Source organism: Aequorivita marisscotiae (assembly GCF_029814825.1).
GTDB classification, from domain to species: Bacteria; Bacteroidota; Bacteroidia; order Flavobacteriales; family Flavobacteriaceae; genus Aequorivita; species Aequorivita marisscotiae.
In genome coordinates this window covers 2,699,011-2,718,462 of record NZ_CP122379.1, presented here as the reverse complement: position 1 = coordinate 2,718,462, position 19,452 = coordinate 2,699,011, and the positions used below count along the sequence as shown (strand labels likewise).

At 37.3% G+C, this 19,452-nt stretch carries 14 protein-coding genes and 3 tRNA genes; 12 read left to right on the top strand and 5 right to left on the bottom strand.

Features of this window, described 5'->3' with window-relative positions; translation table 11 throughout:
• Window positions 1-94: 94 nt before the first annotated feature.
• From tsaD to QCQ61_RS12160, 8 genes are all read left to right on the top strand, one after another.
• Window positions 95-1,117, top strand: coding sequence for a tRNA (adenosine(37)-N6)-threonylcarbamoyltransferase complex transferase subunit TsaD (gene tsaD, locus QCQ61_RS12195; RefSeq protein ID WP_279447923.1), 1,023 nt, complete (start codon window positions 95-97; stop codon window positions 1,115-1,117).
• Window positions 1,118-1,133: 16 nt separating this feature from the next.
• On the top strand, window positions 1,134-1,862 hold the full coding sequence (locus QCQ61_RS12190; RefSeq protein WP_279447922.1) for a 16S rRNA (uracil(1498)-N(3))-methyltransferase: 729 nt from the start codon (window positions 1,134-1,136) through the stop codon (window positions 1,860-1,862).
• Between the two features lie 61 nt (window positions 1,863-1,923).
• Entirely contained in the window at window positions 1,924-2,568 is a 645-nt protein-coding gene (locus tag QCQ61_RS12185) for a DUF4159 domain-containing protein (protein WP_279447921.1), read from the top strand.
• Between the two features lie 182 nt (window positions 2,569-2,750).
• Entirely contained in the window at window positions 2,751-3,845 is a 1,095-nt protein-coding gene (locus QCQ61_RS12180) for an AI-2E family transporter (RefSeq protein WP_279447920.1), read from the top strand.
• A 2-nt stretch (window positions 3,846-3,847) separates the two neighbouring features.
• Window positions 3,848-5,017, top strand: coding sequence for a THUMP-like domain-containing protein (locus QCQ61_RS12175; protein ID WP_279447919.1), 1,170 nt, complete (start codon window positions 3,848-3,850; stop codon window positions 5,015-5,017).
• A gap of 152 nt (window positions 5,018-5,169) precedes the next feature.
• Window positions 5,170-5,253: transfer RNA gene (locus QCQ61_RS12170), tRNA-Ser, on the top strand.
• A gap of 54 nt (window positions 5,254-5,307) precedes the next feature.
• Window positions 5,308-5,382 (top strand) — tRNA-Pro (locus tag QCQ61_RS12165).
• 46 nt (window positions 5,383-5,428) lie between these two features.
• A tRNA-Arg gene (locus QCQ61_RS12160) sits at window positions 5,429-5,502 on the top strand.
• Window positions 5,503-5,637: 135 nt separating this feature from the next.
• Here QCQ61_RS12160 and QCQ61_RS12155 read toward each other — a convergent pair.
• Entirely contained in the window at window positions 5,638-7,683 is a 2,046-nt protein-coding gene (locus tag QCQ61_RS12155) for an HD family phosphohydrolase (protein WP_279447918.1), read from the bottom strand.
• 129 nt (window positions 7,684-7,812) lie between these two features.
• On the opposite strand from QCQ61_RS12155, the gene QCQ61_RS12150 reads away from it, so the two are divergent.
• Complete coding sequence (locus QCQ61_RS12150; protein WP_279447917.1) at window positions 7,813-8,991, top strand: acetyl-CoA C-acyltransferase; 1,179 nt, start codon at window positions 7,813-7,815, stop codon at window positions 8,989-8,991.
• A 32-nt stretch (window positions 8,992-9,023) separates the two neighbouring features.
• On the top strand, window positions 9,024-9,773 hold the full coding sequence (locus tag QCQ61_RS12145) for a C40 family peptidase (protein WP_279447916.1): 750 nt from the start codon (window positions 9,024-9,026) through the stop codon (window positions 9,771-9,773).
• A 58-nt stretch (window positions 9,774-9,831) separates the two neighbouring features.
• Here the strand turns inward: QCQ61_RS12145 and QCQ61_RS12140 are convergent, their stop codons facing one another.
• Window positions 9,832-11,094 carry a tetratricopeptide repeat protein gene (locus QCQ61_RS12140; protein ID WP_279447915.1) on the bottom strand — a complete coding sequence of 421 codons (1,263 nt, stop codon included), beginning with the start codon at window positions 11,092-11,094 and terminating at the stop codon, window positions 9,832-9,834.
• A gap of 10 nt (window positions 11,095-11,104) precedes the next feature.
• Window positions 11,105-13,630 carry a DNA gyrase subunit A gene (gene gyrA / locus QCQ61_RS12135; protein ID WP_279447914.1) on the bottom strand — a complete coding sequence of 842 codons (2,526 nt, stop codon included), beginning with the start codon at window positions 13,628-13,630 and terminating at the stop codon, window positions 11,105-11,107.
• 255 nt (window positions 13,631-13,885) lie between these two features.
• Here gyrA and QCQ61_RS12130 point away from each other — a divergent pair, with 255 nt between their 5' ends.
• Window positions 13,886-16,438 carry an ATP-dependent Clp protease ATP-binding subunit gene (locus tag QCQ61_RS12130; RefSeq protein ID WP_279447913.1) on the top strand — a complete coding sequence of 851 codons (2,553 nt, stop codon included), beginning with the start codon at window positions 13,886-13,888 and terminating at the stop codon, window positions 16,436-16,438.
• A 138-nt stretch (window positions 16,439-16,576) separates the two neighbouring features.
• Entirely contained in the window at window positions 16,577-16,957 is a 381-nt protein-coding gene (locus QCQ61_RS12125) for a hypothetical protein (protein ID WP_279447912.1), read from the top strand.
• A 6-nt stretch (window positions 16,958-16,963) separates the two neighbouring features.
• Here QCQ61_RS12125 and QCQ61_RS12120 read toward each other — a convergent pair whose 3' ends face one another.
• Window positions 16,964-17,869 (bottom strand): T9SS type A sorting domain-containing protein, encoded by a 906-nt coding sequence (locus QCQ61_RS12120; protein ID WP_279447911.1) that lies wholly within the window; start codon window positions 17,867-17,869, stop codon window positions 16,964-16,966.
• A 17-nt stretch (window positions 17,870-17,886) separates the two neighbouring features.
• Window positions 17,887-19,395: a histidine ammonia-lyase gene (gene hutH / locus QCQ61_RS12115; protein WP_279447910.1), complete on the bottom strand. Its 1,509-nt coding sequence runs from the start codon at window positions 19,393-19,395 to the stop codon at window positions 17,887-17,889.
• Window positions 19,396-19,452: the final 57 nt, after the last annotated feature.

The window sequence follows — 19,452 nt, the reverse complement described above, 5'->3', positions numbered from 1 at the left end:
AATGATTACGAAGGAGCGAACTATTATTTTGCGAAGTTTTTTGATACGCTTTTAATGTTTTATTTTTACAACCAATAAATATACCTCTTTCACTTTGATCCAAAAAAACTGCTACATCCTCGGTATTGAATCTTCCTGCGATGACACTGCTGCTGCCGTAATTAACAACGGTAAAATATTGAGCAATGTTGTTGCTACACAAGCAATTCACGAACAATATGGCGGCGTGGTGCCAGAGCTTGCCTCGCGCGCCCACCAACAAAATATTGTGCCGGTGGTTCACCAAGCTTTACAAAGAGCAAATATCGATAAAAAACAGTTATCTGCCATCGCTTTTACCCGTGGACCTGGGCTTATGGGGTCGCTACTTGTAGGCACCTCATTTTCAAAATCTTTGGCCTTAGGATTGGGTATTCCGTTAATTGATGTAAACCACATGCAAGCGCATATTTTAGCACATTTTATAAAAGCCGAAGGACAAGTAGCTCCAAACTTTCCGTTTTTAGCAATGACCATAAGTGGCGGCCATACGCAGATAGTAAAAGTTACCGATTATTTTGAGATGGAAATAATAGGCCAAACCATTGACGATGCCGTAGGCGAAGCTTTTGATAAAAGCGCGAAAATTCTTGGTCTTCCCTATCCAGGTGGCCCCTTGATTGATACCTACGCACAAAAAGGGAATCCAAAAGCCTTTAAATTTCCAAAACCAAAAGTTGCGCCATTGGATTTCAGTTTTAGCGGATTGAAAACTTCGGTGCTTTATTTTGTGCAAAAGGAAGTGGAAAAAAACCCCAATTTTATACACGAAAACATGGCCGATATCTGTGCCAGTATTCAGTTTACAATTGTAGATTACTTAATGGATAAACTAAAAAATGCTGTAAAAAAAACGGGGATTAACGAAATTGCTATCGGGGGTGGAGTCTCAGCCAATAGCGGTATCAGGTATGCTTTAAAAGAAGCTGAAACAAAATATGGATGGAAAACCCATATTCCAAAATTTGAGTTTTGCACTGATAATGCAGCAATGATTGCCATAGTGGGTCAATTAAAATACCAAGCCCAAAATTTTGCCGAAAATAATGTAGTGGCATCGGCACGGATGAAGTTTTAAACGCAAATTAAAGTAGATGCAACTTTTTTATAATCCAGATATTTTAGATTCCGAAACCTTCCAAAAATCAAACGAGATAATTTTCGATAAGGAGGAAAGTCGCCATATCGTTAAAGTATTACGGATGAAAGTGGGCCATACATTTAAAATAACCAATGGTAAGGGATCTTTTTTTAATGCTGAAATCCTAAATGCGAATCCAAAGGGATGTCTGGTGAAAATTCTGTCAGAAGAAAAACAACAACCTTTACCCTATCAACTCCATTTGGCAGTGGCTCCTACAAAACTCAACGATCGCTACGAATGGTTTCTGGAAAAAGCAACTGAAATTGGCATTAGTGAAATTACGCCAATTATTTGCGACCACAGCGAACGGAAAGTAATTAAACCAGAACGCTATGAAAAAATTGTTCAAAGTGCTGCCAAACAATCGCTTAAAGCATACTTGCCGCTATTAAACCCAGCAGTTTCATTTAAAGATTTTATGATTTTAGAAAGTAAATCAAAAGGCTTAAAATGTATAGCGCATTGCGAAGAAACCGATAGAAAATCATTAAAATCACTACTGCTTCCTAAACAGCGTGTAACAATTTTAATTGGCCCCGAAGGCGATTTTTCGACCGAAGAAGTTGTACTTGCAAAACGCCACGGTTTTATACCCGTTACTTTAGGCAAAAGTAGGTTACGTACAGAAACTGCAGCTATTGCGGCTTGCCATAGCGTTGCGTTTGTAAATGAAGTTTAACGCTTAAAATTTTTACGAAGCTATAAGAACACCTAGGTTTAAAATAGTATTTTTGAAAGCTATGCGAAAAAATATCTTTATTTTTTTCTTTTTAATTTACATCAGTAACCTATCAGCCCAGGAAATAGGATTGCTTCAATATGGCGGTGGTGGCGATTGGTATGCCAACCCCACAGCACTGCCTAATTTGGCAAAATTCTGCAACGAGCATGTTAACACTACTTTAAACGAAAAACCTGTAACCGTTACTCCCGGAAGTGTAGATATTTTTGACTACCCCTTTGTACATATGACGGGGCACGGAAACGTATTTTTCTCTTCCGAAGAAGCCCAAAACCTCAGAAATTATTTAATGAGCGGTGGATTTATCCATATAGACGACAACTACGGTATGGATAAGTATATCCGAAAAGAATTGGTGAAAATTTTTCCGAATAAGGAATTAAAGGAGCTGCCAGCAAATTTCGAAATGTTTAGCTATTTATATAAATTTCCACAGGGAATGCCAAAAATACACGAGCACGACGGCGCCCCACCCCAAGCATTCGGAATTTTTGTTGAAGACAGATTGGTTTTACTCTACACTTTTGAAACCGACCTGGGTGACGGCTGGGAAAACCCCGAAGTTCATAACGATCCTCCAGAAGTCAGGTTAAAAGCGCTACAAATGGGCGCTAATATTATAAATTATGTTTTTGAAAATTGATTGCGAAACTACTTTAATTTCGCAATGCAAAAATTCAACAGAACACAAAATCCTAAATCAAAATACGGTAACAACAATTTGTAGTTTAATTAAATAATTGGCATTTGTATTCTGGTTTTTTTATAAATACACCTTAACAAAACTTTACTTTTTTCTACTTTGGAATATAGTATATTTACGAAGTGAATACTACGGCAAAAGCAATAACTTTAGGTATATTACGAGCACTGGCGGTGCTTGTTGGGATTATTTTATTGTTTTGGTTTCTCTATGAAATCCAAGCGTTAATTCTTTTTATTGGCTTGGCGCTGGTACTGTCGCTAATTGGAAGACCCGTAGTTTTGTTTCTAAAAACAAAACTAAAATTTGGAAACACCTTCGCCTCTGTTATCACGCTACTCCTTATAATTTGCAGCTTTAGTTTAGTGGTGAGTATTTTTGTCCCCATAATTGTTGAACAGGGAAAGAACATTTCACAAATAGATTTTGAACAAGTAAAACGCGATTTAAACGAACTAAATATTCAGGCCAGTGATTATTTGGGAGTAGATCATTTTCAGCTCGTTGAGGCGGTAAAACGCACAACGTACGTTCAAAATATGGATGTAGAAATTATTCCAAGTTTTGTAAATATTTTCTTCGGAAATATTGGCAGTACCATTGTTGGCGTTTTCTCCGTACTATTTATTTCATTCTTTCTGCTGAAAGACGAAAGCCTCATTGCCCGCTCGGTTTTAGTATTTGCCAAAGACGACAACGAAGCTAAATTTAAACGTATATTAATTAAAATCAAGGAATTGCTTTCCAGGTATTTTATTGGCCTGTTGTTGCAAATTTTTATACTCGCGCTTTTCTATGCCGTATTATTGCTTTATTTAGACGTTCGCGATGCTGTGGCAGTTGCCCTTATTTGTGCCTTTTTAAATATTGTTCCGTATTTAGGCCCCGTTATTGGGTGGATTTTAATGATATTCGTAATAATTTCGAACAACTTGGGCGCCGATTTCTCAACCGGACTTTTACCCTTGCTAATAATTGCGAGTAGCGGATACGCAATTGCACAGGTTTTTGATAATTTTATATCGCAACCGGTTATTTTTGGCCATAGTGTGCGATCCCATCCGTTAGAGATATTTTTGGCTATTTTAATTGCAGGATTTGTTTTCGGAATACCGGGAATGATTCTTGCCGTGCCAACCTATACGGCGCTTAAAGTAATTGCCAAGGAATTTCTTTCCGAATACAAAGTTGTAAAACGTCTTACCCGAAACTTATAAACTTGTTAAATAAAAACCTTTTAAATAAGAATGTTCAGAATTTTATTAAAAATTTTGATTCAGATATTTCAAAACTAGCTTTTGCAGGTAGTTCGTTTAAAAATATTACCGTACAGGAATTAATGCAGCAAATTGAAAGCCGAAGGAAAATCGCAAAAAAACTTCCCACTTGGTTTAAAACGGACAATATTTTATACCCTCCCAAGCTAAATTTGGAGCAAACATCTTCGGAAATTACCGCAAAATACAAGGCTTCTTTGGTTGGCGCAAATACGCTCGCCGACATTACGGGAGGTTTTGGGGTAGATAGTTTTTACTTTTCAGAAACCTGCAACACAGTGCACCATTTTGAAACAAATAAGGCATTATCGAGCTTTGCTGCACATAATTTTAAAATTCTTAATAAAGACAATATTATTTGCAAAGCAGAAGATGGCCTACAAGCGGTGTTAAATAGTACGTACGATGTAATTTACGCAGATCCTTCCCGTCGGCACGATAGTAAAGGCAAAGTTTTTTTTATGAAAGATTGCCTGCCTGATATTCCGTCAAATATTTCTGAAATATTAAATCATTGTAATACTTTTCTTTTAAAGACCTCGCCAATGCTTGATATTTCGGTAGGATTAAACGAATTGCACAAGGTAGCTGAAATACACATAGTAGCAATTGAAAACGAAGTAAAGGAATTACTTTGGCTTCTAAATAAAGATGCTTCTAATACAGTAGCTATTAAAACAATTAATTTTACGAAATGTGAAACAGAAAATTTCAATTTTATTTGGAATAGGCCTGCTGAAGCTACCTACAGTTTGCCGCTAAAATATCTTTTTGAACCGAACGCAGCTATTTTAAAGAGCGGCGCATTCAATTTAATTTCAGAAAAATTACAGTTGAATAAACTTCATCAAAATACCCACCTTTACACTAGCAACTCCCTTACTGATTTTCCGGGACGAAGTTTTTTAATTGAAAAGATAGTTCCGTACACAAAATCTGACATGCGTTTAGCATTAACATTTAATAAGGCGAATATTACCACAAGAAACTTTCCCCAGTCTGTTGAGACCCTTCGCAAGAAATGGAAAATTACTGATGGGGGCGATATTTATCTATTTTTTGTAACCAATATAGAAGACAGAAAGGAAATGTTGGTTTGCCGCAAGATTTAGTATCCTTTTTGCGGTTTTGTTTTACGCCGACTCACTTGATTTAAAACGCTTTAAAATTTATCTTTAAAAAAGGCGTATTTTTGTTTGCATTATTACAATTGAAAACATACATTTGCACTCGCATTTTAGGATGACAAGTTCATAAAAAAATTGGAGAGGTGCCGGAGTGGTAACGGAGCAGATTGCTAATCTGTCGACGGGCAACCGTCGCCAGGGTTCGAGTCCCTGTCTCTCCGCATTAGAGTTTAAAAAAACTCCAAAATACAGTGAACAATATTTATTGCTGTTCACGGGGTGTAGCGTAGCCCGGTTATCGCGCCTGCTTTGGGAGCAGGAGGTCGCAGGTTCGAATCCTGCCACCCCGACAAAAGGCCGGACAATTAAAATTGTTCGGCTTTTTTTATTTTTAATGGTCGCATAGCTCAGCTGGATAGAGCACCTGCCTTCTAAGCAGGCGGTCGAAGGTTCGAATCCTTCTGCGATCACAGACAATCCCCTACTTAAGGGGATTTTTTGTGTTTATAAATGAAGGGTTTATACTATAATTAAAAAGCTGAAATTTTTAAGGATCACGTTTTTTAATTCCAATTCTATAAATTCTTATAGTAGGCGACAAACTTCTATTCTGGGTACTCTACTCTTAAATGATATATATTGTTTAGCTTCTTTTTAAGCACTTTCTTTATCATTTCAATTTCTTTAAAAGTAATGTTCGCATTCAAGAATTGACCTTGTGCCATTTGGTTGTTGATTATCTTTTCAACAAACTCGTCTATTATTGTGGAGGAAGGTTCCTTTAAACTTTTACTTGCCGCCTCAACACTGTCTGCCATCATTAAAATAGCGGTTTCCTTTGAAAAGGGAATTGGTCCCGGATATATAAAATCTTCTTTATTGGCCTCGCCCTGTTCTTCTCGTTCCTTTCGGTAAAAATAGTACACCAAACTTGTACCGTGATGCGTGCGAATAAAATCAATTACTCTATCGGGAAGGTTGTTTTTTCGGGCTATTTCTATTCCTTTTATTACGTGATCTATAATTATTTTGGCACTTTCCTTTGGGTCTAATTCGTTATGTGAATTTATTGAGTTAGCCTGATTTTCGGTAAACATGGTTGGGTTTTGCATTTTGCCAATATCGTGGTAGAGCGCCCCTACCCTGACCAACATACTATTGGCGCCAATTTCGTTTGCCGAAGCTTCGGCCAAATTTGCAACATTTAATGAATGGTGAAATGTGCCCGGCGCCTTATTTGATAGTTCTTTTAATAATTTTGCATTGGTATCACTCAGTTCTAATAACGAAACATCGGAAACCAAGCCGAATATCTTTTCATAAAAATAAATTAGGGGATGCGCAAAAAGCGTTGCCAAACCACATAAGATAAAATATTGGAAATTCTGCCACTCCATAGATTGAATATTCCCTTCCTGAATTACAAAAAAAGCAAAATACCCAAGGATATATATTAACGTTATCTGCCCAACCGAGATAAAGAGGTTGGCTCTTTTGTATAATTCTGATACGGTAAGAATTGTTACAATTCCGGCAATAAATTGTAGGAACATATATTCAAAACTATTTGGAACGATAAATCCGAGCAATAATATGGTTAATACGTGCACAAATAGCCCCACACGCGGGTCGAAAAAGGCTTTTAAAATAAGAGGCAGAATACAGATTGGAACAATATAAACGTAGTCTGCGTGTATCTTCAACACTACTGTGGTTAAGAAAACCATTAAAAATATGTTGAAAAATATAAATGTAACTTTTGTATTGTTGTTGTAAATATAGGGTCTGTAATTTTTTAGAAACAGGAACAGCATTAAAAACACGAGAGAAACCAGCATGGAGTATCCAACCAATAGCCACAGATAATTATTTTTGCTCCAAATCTGGCTATCGAATTCGGCTTTTAGCGAGTTTAGTATTTGGAATTTATCGCCTTCCACGACTTCGCCCTTGGCAATTATCCGCCCCCCTTTCTCAATAATGCCACGATTTGGGTTTAAAGCTTTTATTTCGGCATCTATTGCCGCTTCCGTAAGCTTATTATTAAGTTTTACGTTGGGCTCAAAAACTTCGTTTAGTAAATTATACAGCAAAGCTTGCGCGTCTTCCGTGCTGTTTTTTTCAACTAGTTCTCTAACCTTCTTATTTAGGTTTTCTCTTTTAAATAATTGCGCGTAACTGCGTTCTTCAATTTCATTGCCATTTTTTAAATAAATAAGACGATCGCCATCGTAGGTATGAATTTCGTCGGTAACTCCGTTTTTATAGGTTTCAGTAATAAATTTTGTGCCTAACCTCTCAATGGTATTTTCAGATGTGCGATATAGGCTATCAACATATTTTTCATCTAGCTCTTCTTTAAAGCTCGCCAGCACCTCATTTGCTACTTGGTCGTTATATTCAAAATACGGAACAGCATTCTCTCTTATTTCTTCGCGTTCCTTTTTTAGAGTATCTTCATTTTTCTTAATGGTAAAGCTAAAAGGCGCGTAGAGATTTTCGTACTGCCAAGGCTTGCCTTTTTGAAAATTATATTTAAACTGCCCCCCTTTCGGCAGAAAATAAATAACTAATAGAGTTGAAAATATGAATAGAAAAACCTTATAAATAAGGGATTGATTTTTTGCGAACAAAGAAAAAAAGTTCTTCATATAATTATAACTTATAGTAAAGGTATAAATAAGGAATGAGTTATCCCAAAAGCAATACCTGCAAAGATTGATATTTAAGATAGAAATATGTAATTTCGCAGTCCTTATTTTAAACACAAAAACAGTAGCATGAATAATAAAGTAGTTATAGTATCTGCAATCAGAACCCCGATAGGAAGTTTTATGGGGGGTCTTTCATCATTAACGGCAGCCCAATTAGGATCTGCAGCTATTAAAGGTGCAATGGAAAAAATAAATCTGGACCCTTCAATGGTTCAAGAAGTTTATATGGGCAATGTTGTGCAAGCGGGTGTGGGACAAGCACCTGCGAGACAAGCTGCTTTAGGTGCAGGTATACCGGATACCGTTCCTGCTACAACTGTTAATAAAGTGTGTGCTTCGGGCATGAAAGCCGTTATGAACGCTGCTCAAGCCATTGCTCTTGGCGATGCCGATGTTGTAATTGCCGGCGGAATGGAGAGCATGAGTAATATTCCTCATTATGTACATATGCGCACTGGAACCAAATTTGGGCCTGCAACTTTAATAGATGGCATGCAAAAAGATGGGCTGGTAGATGCTTATGATCACAACGCAATGGGTACTTGTGCAGATCTTTGCGCTACGGAATATAAATTTTCTCGCGAAGATCAAGACGCCTTCGCAATAAAATCGTACGAACGCTCAGCAAAAGCTTGGGCAGATGGAAAATTTAATGATGAAGTTGTTCCGGTAGAAGTTCCACAACGTCGTGGGGAACCGGTAGTGGTTTCGGAAGATGAAGAGTTTAAAAATGTAAAAATGGACCGAATTGCCTCTTTGCGTCCCGCTTTCACAAAGGACGGTACTGTTACCGCCGCAAATTCGTCTACTATAAACGATGGTGCCGGTGCTATGGTTTTAATGAGTGAAGCGAAAGCAAAAGAATTGGGATTAACGCCACTGGCATATATTAAAGGATATGCAGATGCGGCCCAGGAGCCAAAATGGTTTACAACAGCTCCGGCAAAGGCGCTTCCCAAAGCAATTGCAAAAGCTGGCATTGATATAAACCAAGTAGATTATTTTGAATTTAACGAAGCCTTTTCGGTAGTAGGCTTGGCAAATATGAAGATTTTAGGTCTTGATGATAGCAACGTAAACGTAAACGGAGGTGCCGTGTCTTTAGGTCATCCTCTTGGTTGCAGCGGAGTAAGAATTTTAATTACGCTTCTCAATGTGCTAAAACAAAACGACGCCAAATACGGTGCCGCAGCGATCTGCAATGGTGGAGGCGGTGCTTCTGCAATGGTAATTGAAAGTATTTAAAGGCATCCGTAACTGTTATCAATAATTTCTGAATGGATTACGGTATCTGTAATTTAAGTATTGTTCCACTTCGTGGCGAAGCTGCTGATGCTAGTGAAATGGTAACGCAGTTACTTTATGGCGAACACTTTAAAATTCTTGAAATTCGTAAAAAATGGAGCCGAATTCGTTTGGCTTTTGATAATTATGAAGGATGGATAGACAATAAACAATTTGCTAAAATTACCGAAGCCGATTATACGAATATTGAAGAATCGGACCTGCAGTTATCTTCAGATTTGGTAGATTTTGTTATCCTTCCGGAAAACCAATTATTTTCAATTTGTCTGGGAAGTACTATTTCGGCTACCGCTTTTTTAAATCATAATTTTGAAGGTAAATGGGTTTCAAATAAACTTCCAAAAGAACATTTAATTGAAACCGCCTTACTCTATTTAAATGCCCCATATTTATGGGGAGGAAAAAGTCCGTTTGGAATAGATTGTAGTGGCTTTACCCAAATGGTTTATAAATTGAATGGCTACAGTCTTTTGCGCGATGCCAGCCAGCAAGCTACACAAGGAGAAGCCTTGAGTTTTATTGAAGAAAGTGAGCCCGGCGATTTAGCTTTTTTTGACAATGAAGAAGGCAAGATTACGCATGTAGGTATTATTATGAACGATAACTATATTATCCATGCCCACGGAAAGGTACGGATTGATCGGCTAGACCACAGTGGTATTTTTAATTATGAAGCGCGCAGTCACACCCATAAACTGCGAGTAATTAAACGTATTATATAATAAAAAAACCCCTGAAATTCAGGGGTTTTTAAATAGTACGAGGTTATGATAACCTGTATTAATTTTTACTTTCCAAAGCTTCTAACTTTGCTTTAACCGCTTTGTATTTAGCGTCTTCTCCAATTTGGCTGTAAATATTCATTAAATATTTAAGCACATTTTGATTGGACGGATTTATAGCATTTGCTTTTTCGAGATACGGTAGCGCATCCTTATAGGAATTTTCGCGTATCTTTTTAAGTTCATCGTATCTTTTATTATCGGCAGCTGAATTTCCTAAGCTGTTCATTTCTTCTACTATTTCGTCTTCACCGGATAGTTTTAAAGCTGCAATATTAATAAGTGCTCCCTCGTATTCGGGACGAAGCTCTAATGCTTTGTTATAATATTCTAATGCTTTTTCTTTGTTGTTTAGCTGGTCGTTGCTAATTCCTAAATTAAAATATAGCTCAGGATTTTCAGGGTCTGTTGCTACAATCTTTTCCATTAATTCATTGTACCGTTTATTGTCGCCCATTTTATAGCTCATATCTGCATCGGCCCGCATTAAAAACACATCATCGGGATTTTCTGCTCTAGCTGTTTCTATTAAACTTTTAGCTTTTTCGGTATCGCCTTTTTCAATATAGATAAGGGTCATATTCCGCAGTATTTCGCCTTTTCTAGATTTGGTAACTTTAGATTCCGGCTTAATAAATTCGCCAGATTTAATAGCAAAATCTCTCAATTTTTCACTGTCAAAAGCTTCTACTTCTCCAGTTGTTTTATTTGTAGCTACATACTCTACTGTTGCTCCGCTATAGTTTAGGTCTAAAAGCATTTGATAATACTTAAGAGCGGTATCGTAATCTTGGCCATTAACGGCATTACCCGCAGCAAAATACAAGTCTGAAGTATCTTTTTTTGTTACCATATAACTTGTATAAAGTTTATCGGTAGCCATTTTATATTGTTGCGCATTTTGATCTTTAATTGCACCATTAATTAAAGCCGCCCTCAGATTCTGCAATGGGTCAATTAGTTGTTCTTCAATTTTCGGATCCAAAGAAATTGCAGTGCTAAATGCATCGGCAGCGCCTTTTAATTTTTTAAAGTCTGATCCGCCAGAACCAAGTAACGCTTGGCCTCTAGCTGCGTAAAATTGCGCTTTCATATCATTATCAACGGTACTGAGCATTGGTTCAGCTTCGGACAAATAATTTAAAGCTTCGGTGTATTCATTAGATTTTATAGCTTTCTCGGCCTTTTTAATTTCTTTTTTTTGTCCAAATGAAATAGCAGTAGCAAATGCAAGTCCTGTTATTAATATTCGTGTTTTCATGTGTTACTATTTATTCGTTATTTTCGGTTTGAGTTTCGTTATTATCAAGAGTAGTGCCATCATTGTTTTGGTCAGTTATAACCGCTTCATCTTCATCATCGTCCTTCATAGCTTTAGCAACTGCTGCAATGGCATCGTCTTCCCTAACTTTAATTAAACGCACGCCTTGTGTGGCACGCCCCATAACGCGAAGGTCTGCTACAGCCATTCTAATGGCGATTCCAGATTTATTTATGATCATTAGATCATCTTCATCGGTTACATTTTTTATGGCTACTAATTTACCGGTTTTTTCTGTAATATTAATGGTTTTAACTCCTTTCCCGCCACGATTGGTAATTCGGTAATCTTCAATAGATGAGCGTTTTCCGTAGCCATTTTCTGAAACCACAAGTATGTCTGAGTCATTTTCATCTACGGCAATCATCCCTATAACCTCGTCATTATCATCGCCCAGCCTAATACCGCGAACTCCCGAAGCATTTCTACCCATAGATCTGGTTTTTTCCTCTTCAAAACGAATGGCTTTTCCAGATTTTACGGCTAGCATTACTTGGCTATTTCCGGTTGTTAACTTTGCTTCGAGCAACTCATCGTCTTCTCTAATGGTAATTGCATTTATACCGTTAGTTCGCGGTCTTGAATATTGTTCTAATGGCGTTTTCTTAACTTGGCCCATTTTGGTGGCCATAATTACGAAATGGCTGTTTATATAATCTTCATTCTTTAAATCTTGGGTACAAATAAAGGCTTTTACCTTATCGTCTGGCTCTATATTTATTAGATTTTGAATGGCTCTACCTTTTGACGTTCTAGTACCTTCTGGTATTTCGAAAACACGCATCCAGAAACATTTTCCCTTTTGTGTAAAGAACATCATATATTGATGATTGGTACCTACAAAAAGATGCTCTAAGAAATCTTCGTTACGAGTAGCTGAAGCTTTTTGCCCAACGCCACCTCTATTCTGCGTTTTATATTCCGTAAGCGATGTACGTTTAATATAACCCGCGTGCGAAATAGTAATAACAACTTGTTCGTCTGCAATTAAATCGGTAATACTCACATCGCCCCCTGCATACTCAATAGTAGATCTACGTTCATCACCGTATTTGGCTTTAATTTCTTCAAGCTCTTCGGTAATAATTTGCATTCTGCGTTCTTTACTCGCAAGAATATCTTTGTAATCTTGAATTGTCTTCATCAACTCGTCGTACTCAGTGCGCAGTTTATCTTGCTCTAGGCCGGTTAATTGTCGCAATCGCATTTCAACAATGGCCTTGGCTTGAATTTCGGAGAGTTTAAAAGCCTCAATTAACTTTTCTCGAGCTTCATCAGCATTTGAAGATGCACGAATTAGGCGAATAACCTCGTCTATATTATCTGAAGCAATTATTAAACCTTCTAAAATATGGGCGCGTTCTTCGGCCTTACGAAGTAAATATTCGGTACGTCTAACAACAATCTCGTGGCGGTGTTCAACAAAATAATGGATTAATTCTTTCAAATTTAACATTTGAGGTCTTCCATTTACTAACGCAATATTGTTTACGCTAAAACTAGATTGTAGCGCTGTGTATTTATAAAGTGTATTTAAAACAATATTTGGTACGGCATCTCGCTTTAAAATGTAAACGATTCGCATTCCTTTTCTATCGCTTTCGTCACGAATATTTGAAATACCTTCAATTTTTTTATCGTTAACCATATCGGCGGTTTTTTTAATCATGTCCGCCTTATTAACTTGGTATGGAATTTCAGTAACTATAATACATTCTCTACCGTTAACCTCTTCAAAAGTTGCTTTTGCACGCATCACCACACGCCCTCTACCGGTATGAAATGCTTCGCGCACGCCCTCGTACCCATAAATAGTACCTCCCGTGGGGAAATCCGGCGCTTTAATATGTTGCATTAACCCATCAATATCTATATCGTTATCTTCAATATATGCGATGGTTCCGTTTACAACTTCGGTTAAGTTGTGGGGTGGCATATTGGTAGCCATACCTACGGCAATTCCGCTGGCACCATTGATCAAAAGACCAGGAACTCGAGTGGGGAGCACCGTTGGTTCCTTTAGCGTATCGTCAAAATTGAGTTGGTGGTCAACGGTTTCTTTATCGATATCTGCGAGCATGTCTTCAGAAATTTTCTGCATTCTCGCTTCAGTATAACGCATTGCAGCCGGACTATCGCCATCTACAGAACCAAAGTTTCCTTGTCCGTCTACTAACATATATCGCAAGCTCCATTCCTGGGCCATACGAACCATAGCATCATAAACAGAGGTATCTCCGTGCGGGTGGTATTTACCAAGGACCTCCCCTACGATTCTCGCAGATTTTTTGTGAGCGCCCGTAGCTTTAATTCCCAATTCGTGCATTCCAAAGAGCACCCTTCTGTGAACAGGTTTCATTCCATCGCGAACATCTGGCAGTGCACGTGACACTATGACCGACATCGAATAATCGATGTAGGCAGATTTCATTTCATCTTCAATGTTTATTGGAATTATTTTATCTCCATCAGCCATAAAAAATAGGTTTATTTATCGTTGTTAAACTAATGGAGCAAGATACACATTCCATTGGGTTTAACAGAGGTTTTTGGTATGCTATATTCACGAATTTATTAACAAAAACAGGGGGTTAAATCGTTAATAAGTATCGTTGAATGTGCTTTGAGTTACAGGATATATTTTGTCCTTTTACTAAAATCATTTTAAATAGGAACAGTTTTTGTCCTATTTTGGTTAATTTAGTACCAAACAGAAGAGAGGATTTAAAATATGGATGATAATTTTTCCCCAAGAGTAAAAGATGTAATAGCCTACAGCAAAGAGGAAGCGCTGCGCTTAGGCCACGACTTTATTGGCACTGAGCATTTAATGCTAGGCCTTTTAAGAGATGGCAGCGGCAAAGCGGTAACCATTTTAAATGCACTGGCAATAGACCTAAACCATTTGCGAAGAAAAGTAGAAATACTGAGCCCGGCCAATCCCGGCGTAACTACAAACGCAAACGATAAAAAAAATCTGCACCTTACCCGCCAAGCGGAAAGGGCATTAAAAACCACTTTTTTAGAAGCTAAGCTTTTTCAGAGTAATTCTATTAACACTGCACATCTTTTGTTGTGTATTTTAAGGAATGAAAATGACCCTACTACCAAATTGTTGAATAAAATGAAGGTAGATTATGATGCTGTAAAAGATCAATTTAAGCTTATGATTACAAACGATGACGACTATATTGAAAGTCCAAGCGCAGATGCTTTTCCAAACGACGACGATACTTCAGCCGAAGACGCCGGCAAAGAAAACTTATTTTCTGGCACTACCGGAAAAACCAATAAAAAGTCTAAAACGCCTGTTTTAGACAACTTTGGAAGAGATCTTACGGCAATGGCCGAAGAAGGAAAACTCGATCCGGTGGTGGGCCGTGAAAACGAAATACAACGTGTTTCACAGATTTTAAGCCGAAGAAAGAAAAACAACCCATTGTTAATTGGTGAGCCTGGCGTTGGTAAATCGGCTATTGCCGAAGGTTTGGCACTTCGCATTATTCAACGAAAAGTTTCTAGAATTCTTTACGATAAAAGAGTGGTTACTTTAGATTTGGCCAGCCTTGTGGCCGGCACCAAATATCGTGGCCAATTTGAAGAACGAATGAAAGCAGTTATGAACGAACTTGAAAAGAATGACGATATTATTCTTTTTATTGATGAAATTCATACAATTGTTGGTGCCGGTGGCGCCACGGGATCGTTGGATGCTTCAAATATGTTTAAGCCCGCTTTGGCAAGAGGGGAAATTCAATGCATTGGCGCAACCACTTTAGACGAATACCGTCAATATATTGAAAAGGACGGTGCCCTCGAACGACGTTTTCAAAAGGTTTTGGTAGAACCAACCACGGTTGAAGAAACAATTGAAATTCTTCAAAATATAAAAGATAAATACGAGTCGCACCACAATGTTAGCTATACCGAAGAAGCAATTGAGGCCTGCGTTAATTTAACAAATAGGTATATGACTGAGCGTTTTCTTCCCGATAAAGCCATTGATGCTTTAGACGAAGCGGGGTCTCGCGTACATATAACGAATATTCATGTGCCCGAGAAAATTCTTCAACTTGAAAAAGAATTGGAAGAAGTACGCGAACTTAAAAATACGGTAGTTAAAAAACAGAAGTACGAAGAAGCAGCTAAGCTTCGGGATGATGAAAAAAATCTTGAAAAAGAACTAGCTACACAGCAAGAACAATGGGAGGCAGATTCTAAACTACACAAGGAAACCGTTTCGGAAGAAAATGTTGCCGAAGTAGTTTCTATGATGACCGGTGTTCCAGTAAGTAGAATTGCACAAACCGAAAGTACCAAACTCGCTGCCCTACCCGACAGAATTAAAGGAAAGGTAATTGGGCAAGATGAAGCAGTTGCCAAAGTTGTAAAGGCTATTCAACGTAACCGAGCCGGATTAAAGGACCCGAATAAACCAATTGGATCGTTTATTTTCTTAGGACAAACGGGAGTTGGTAAAACACAACTTGCAAAAGTATTGGCACGAGAGCTATTTGATTCAGATTCGGCATTGGTAAGAATTGATATGAGTGAATATATGGAAAAATTTTCCATCTCACGATTAGTAGGAGCACCTCCAGGTTACGTAGGATATGAAGAAGGTGGCCAATTAACCGAAAAAATACGAAGAAAACCATATGCCGTACTACTTTTAGATGAAATTGAGAAAGCACATCCAGATGTTTTTAATATGCTTCTTCAAGTATTGGACGATGGATATTTAACCGATAGTCTTGGAAGGAAAATTGATTTTAGAAATACAATCATTATTATGACATCCAACATAGGCGCCAGACAAATAAAGGATTTTGGTCAAGGAGTAGGTTTTGGCACTTCTGCTAAAAAGAGCCAAGAAGATGCCCATACAAAGAGCGTAATAGAAAATGCTTTAAAGAAAACATTTGCTCCGGAGTTCCTAAACCGTATAGATGATGTAATGGTCTTTAATGCTTTGGAAAGAGATGATATTCATAAAATTATTGATATTGAATTGGATAAATTATATATCCGCATTTCAGGATTGGGCTACGATCTTACGCTTACCGAAAAAGCCAAAGATTTTATAGCCGACAAAGGGTTTGATAAGCAATATGGCGCACGTCCGTTAAATAGAGCTATTCAAAAATATATTGAAGATGCTTTAGCTGAAGAGATAATTAATAGCAGTTTGCACGAAGGCGACACGATTTTAATGGACCTTGATGAAAAAGCCAATGAGCTTACCATTAAAATTAAGAAACAGAAGAAAACTACAGAGACTTAATATAATTTCAACTTAGATTTTATAAAAAATTCTCCAATTATTTATTGGGGAATTTTTTATTTATTAAAAGCTCTAACTAAAATCTTCTTTTATAAGTCAATAAAAAAGCTTAACTTAGAAAGTGTAAACTATTAATCGATGATAGAAGAAATACGATTATTTTTTGGTAAAGCCCATGTTTTTCCAAACTATCTTGTGGTATATATGAATGAGGGAATTACTGTAAAACCCGAATATAATACCCATTTAATTAATATTGCTCAAAAATATTTTAAAGACAAGCCTTTTGGGTATATAACAAACCGCATTAATAGTTACGCTGTAAACCCTTTGGTGTATTTACAAACTTCTAAAATTGAAAACCTAGTGGCTTTCGCTATTGTGTCTAATCCGGATATTAAAAAAAGTAATGTAGAACTGGAGAAAATTTTTATGAAGATACCGTTTGAACATTTTTCCGAATTAGAATTAGCTAAAAAATGGGTTGAGAGCATTATAACAAAACACTCATCAAATTAATTTTTTTTACTTGTTAAGTATTCTGAAGGTTTTAGCAGATCCCCCTATTCCTTGAGCTAAAATAAAATAACTTCCCGGACTATAACTTGCCATATCTACTAAAATATTCTTCTTAAAATTATGGTCTATGGTTTTAAGTTTCTTGCCGTTTATATCGTAAATTACAATTTGCGTAACGTTTGTAGCATTGTGCAGCATGCAGGATTTGCTGTTATTTGGGGTAGTTAACACTACTTCTTCCAGATTATTTTTCTTAATATCCATAAAAACTGGCGTACAGTCGTCTATAGAATCTAAATTGGCGTAAAAAACATCTCTGTTTTTAAAATAACAACTCAATGCGCCAACTTCATTTAAATCTGGAAAACCACCAGGTGCATTAATTAATGAAAGCGAGCCAGCACCTTCAACCCAAATTGCGTTTTCAGAACTTATCGTATTCGAGGGTGTAGGCGAAAAATAGAAGTGATCATAATTTTGTCCATCCACCAAAGGTCTCGGAACAATTGAGTCCAGCTTAAAATAGCCTCCGTCTTGCGGAAATGGAGTTATCGGGTTTAGCATATTAATACTGTCGCCCACCTGTAGCGTAAAGTCGTATAACAGATATTCTTCAACCCCACCACTGGGTCGAATTTTTAAAAAGTAGAGTTTTTTTTCAGCCAAATCTTCCCGCAATAAAAAGGTGCGCGAAATAAAATGATATCCGTCCAGTATTTTATACATCATTCCATTCACCAAAGTGTCGCCATCGGTATAGTATTTATCCGTATAACAACCAAAATTGCAGGTGGTAAAATGCCATTCGTTTCTATGGTCTAAAATAGGTTTATAATCTTGCCCAATGGCTGGAAATGAAAAAAGCAAGACCAAAAGAAGTATAAATACAGATTTCATTTCGTAGATCTTCATGGGTCACAATTTAAATATTAATTAAAAAGAATTTCTGCATCAACATTTAAAGATTGTATAAATGCATCGGTAGCGTGTATATCATCTGCCAATACTCTGTCGTTAGCCATAAATGGAACTATGGATCGGTAGGGTTTTAAAAACGATTCAATAAACGGAGATGATTTTTTGGGCGCTCTAAACGCTAGGGCTTGCGATGCATTCATCAATTCAATCGCGAGTATAGTTTCAATATTTTCAATTACCCGCAAGCATTTTGTAGCACTATTTGCCCCCATACTTACGTGGTCTTCTTGTCCGTTAGATGAAACAATGGAATCTACCGAAGCAGGGGTAGCCAATTGTTTATTTTGACTAACAATGCTCGCTGCCGTATATTGTGGAATCATAAAACCGCTGTTTAAACCAGGATTATCAACTAGAAAAGCTGGCAAATCACGCAATCCCGAAACCAATTGATACGTTCTTCTTTCAGAAATATTTCCCAATTCTGCCATTGCAATCGCTAAATAGTCTAGTGCAAGTGCTAGTGGCTGCCCATGAAAGTTACCTCCGGAAATAATAAGATCTTCCTTGACAAAAATATTGGGATTATCTGTAACCGAATTAATTTCGGTCTTAAATGTTTTATGAACAAAACTTATCGTGTCTTTTGTAGCTCCATGAACTTGCGGAATGCAACGGAAAGAATACGGATCTTGTACATTTTTCTTTTCCGAAAGCCCCAATTCACTGCCCTCTAAAAATGTTAATAGCTGTTCGGCAGTTTTAATCTGCCCCCTATGCGGGCGCACTAAATGTACCAAAGCATTAAAAGGACTCATATTGCAATCGAAGGCATCTACTGATATAGCACCAATTAAATCTGCCAAGTACGAAATTTTATAACTCTTTAAAAGACAATAAATACCGAAAGCGCTCATAAATTGCGTTCCATTTAAAAGCGCAAGGCCTTCTTTTGCCTGTAAATTTATGGGTTCCCAATTAAATTTTTTAAGAACTTTTTCTGAAGCCAAACGTTCGCCACCGTAATACACTTCACCTTTTCCAAGCAGCGGCAACGATAAATGCGCTAATGGTGCTAAATCGCCAGAAGCACCCAAACTTCCTTGCGAATATACTACGGGCAAAATATCGTTATTATATAGCTCTATAAGGCGTTCAACGGTTTCAATCTGCACACCACTATAACCATAACTCAGCGATTGAATTTTTAACAAAAGCATTATTTTTATGATGGGTTTCGGCACAAATTCGCCAGTGCCACAAGCGTGGGACATCACTAGATTTTCCTGTAATTTCGAAAGGTTTTCTGACGATATCTTTACATTGCACAAAGATCCAAACCCAGTATTAATGCCATACACGGGGGTAGCATTATCTTTCATTTTATGAATAAGATATTCACGAGACTTTTTTATATTTAGCTGGGCCTCTTCTGAAAGACCAAGAGGTCTGTGGTTTTCAATAATATCTTTGATTAGGGAAAGATCAAGAATTTCTGAGCTTATATAATGTGTTTTCATTAAGTAGGTGCATTTTTTACAAAAATACTGTTTTTATTATTGCTATACCACCAATCT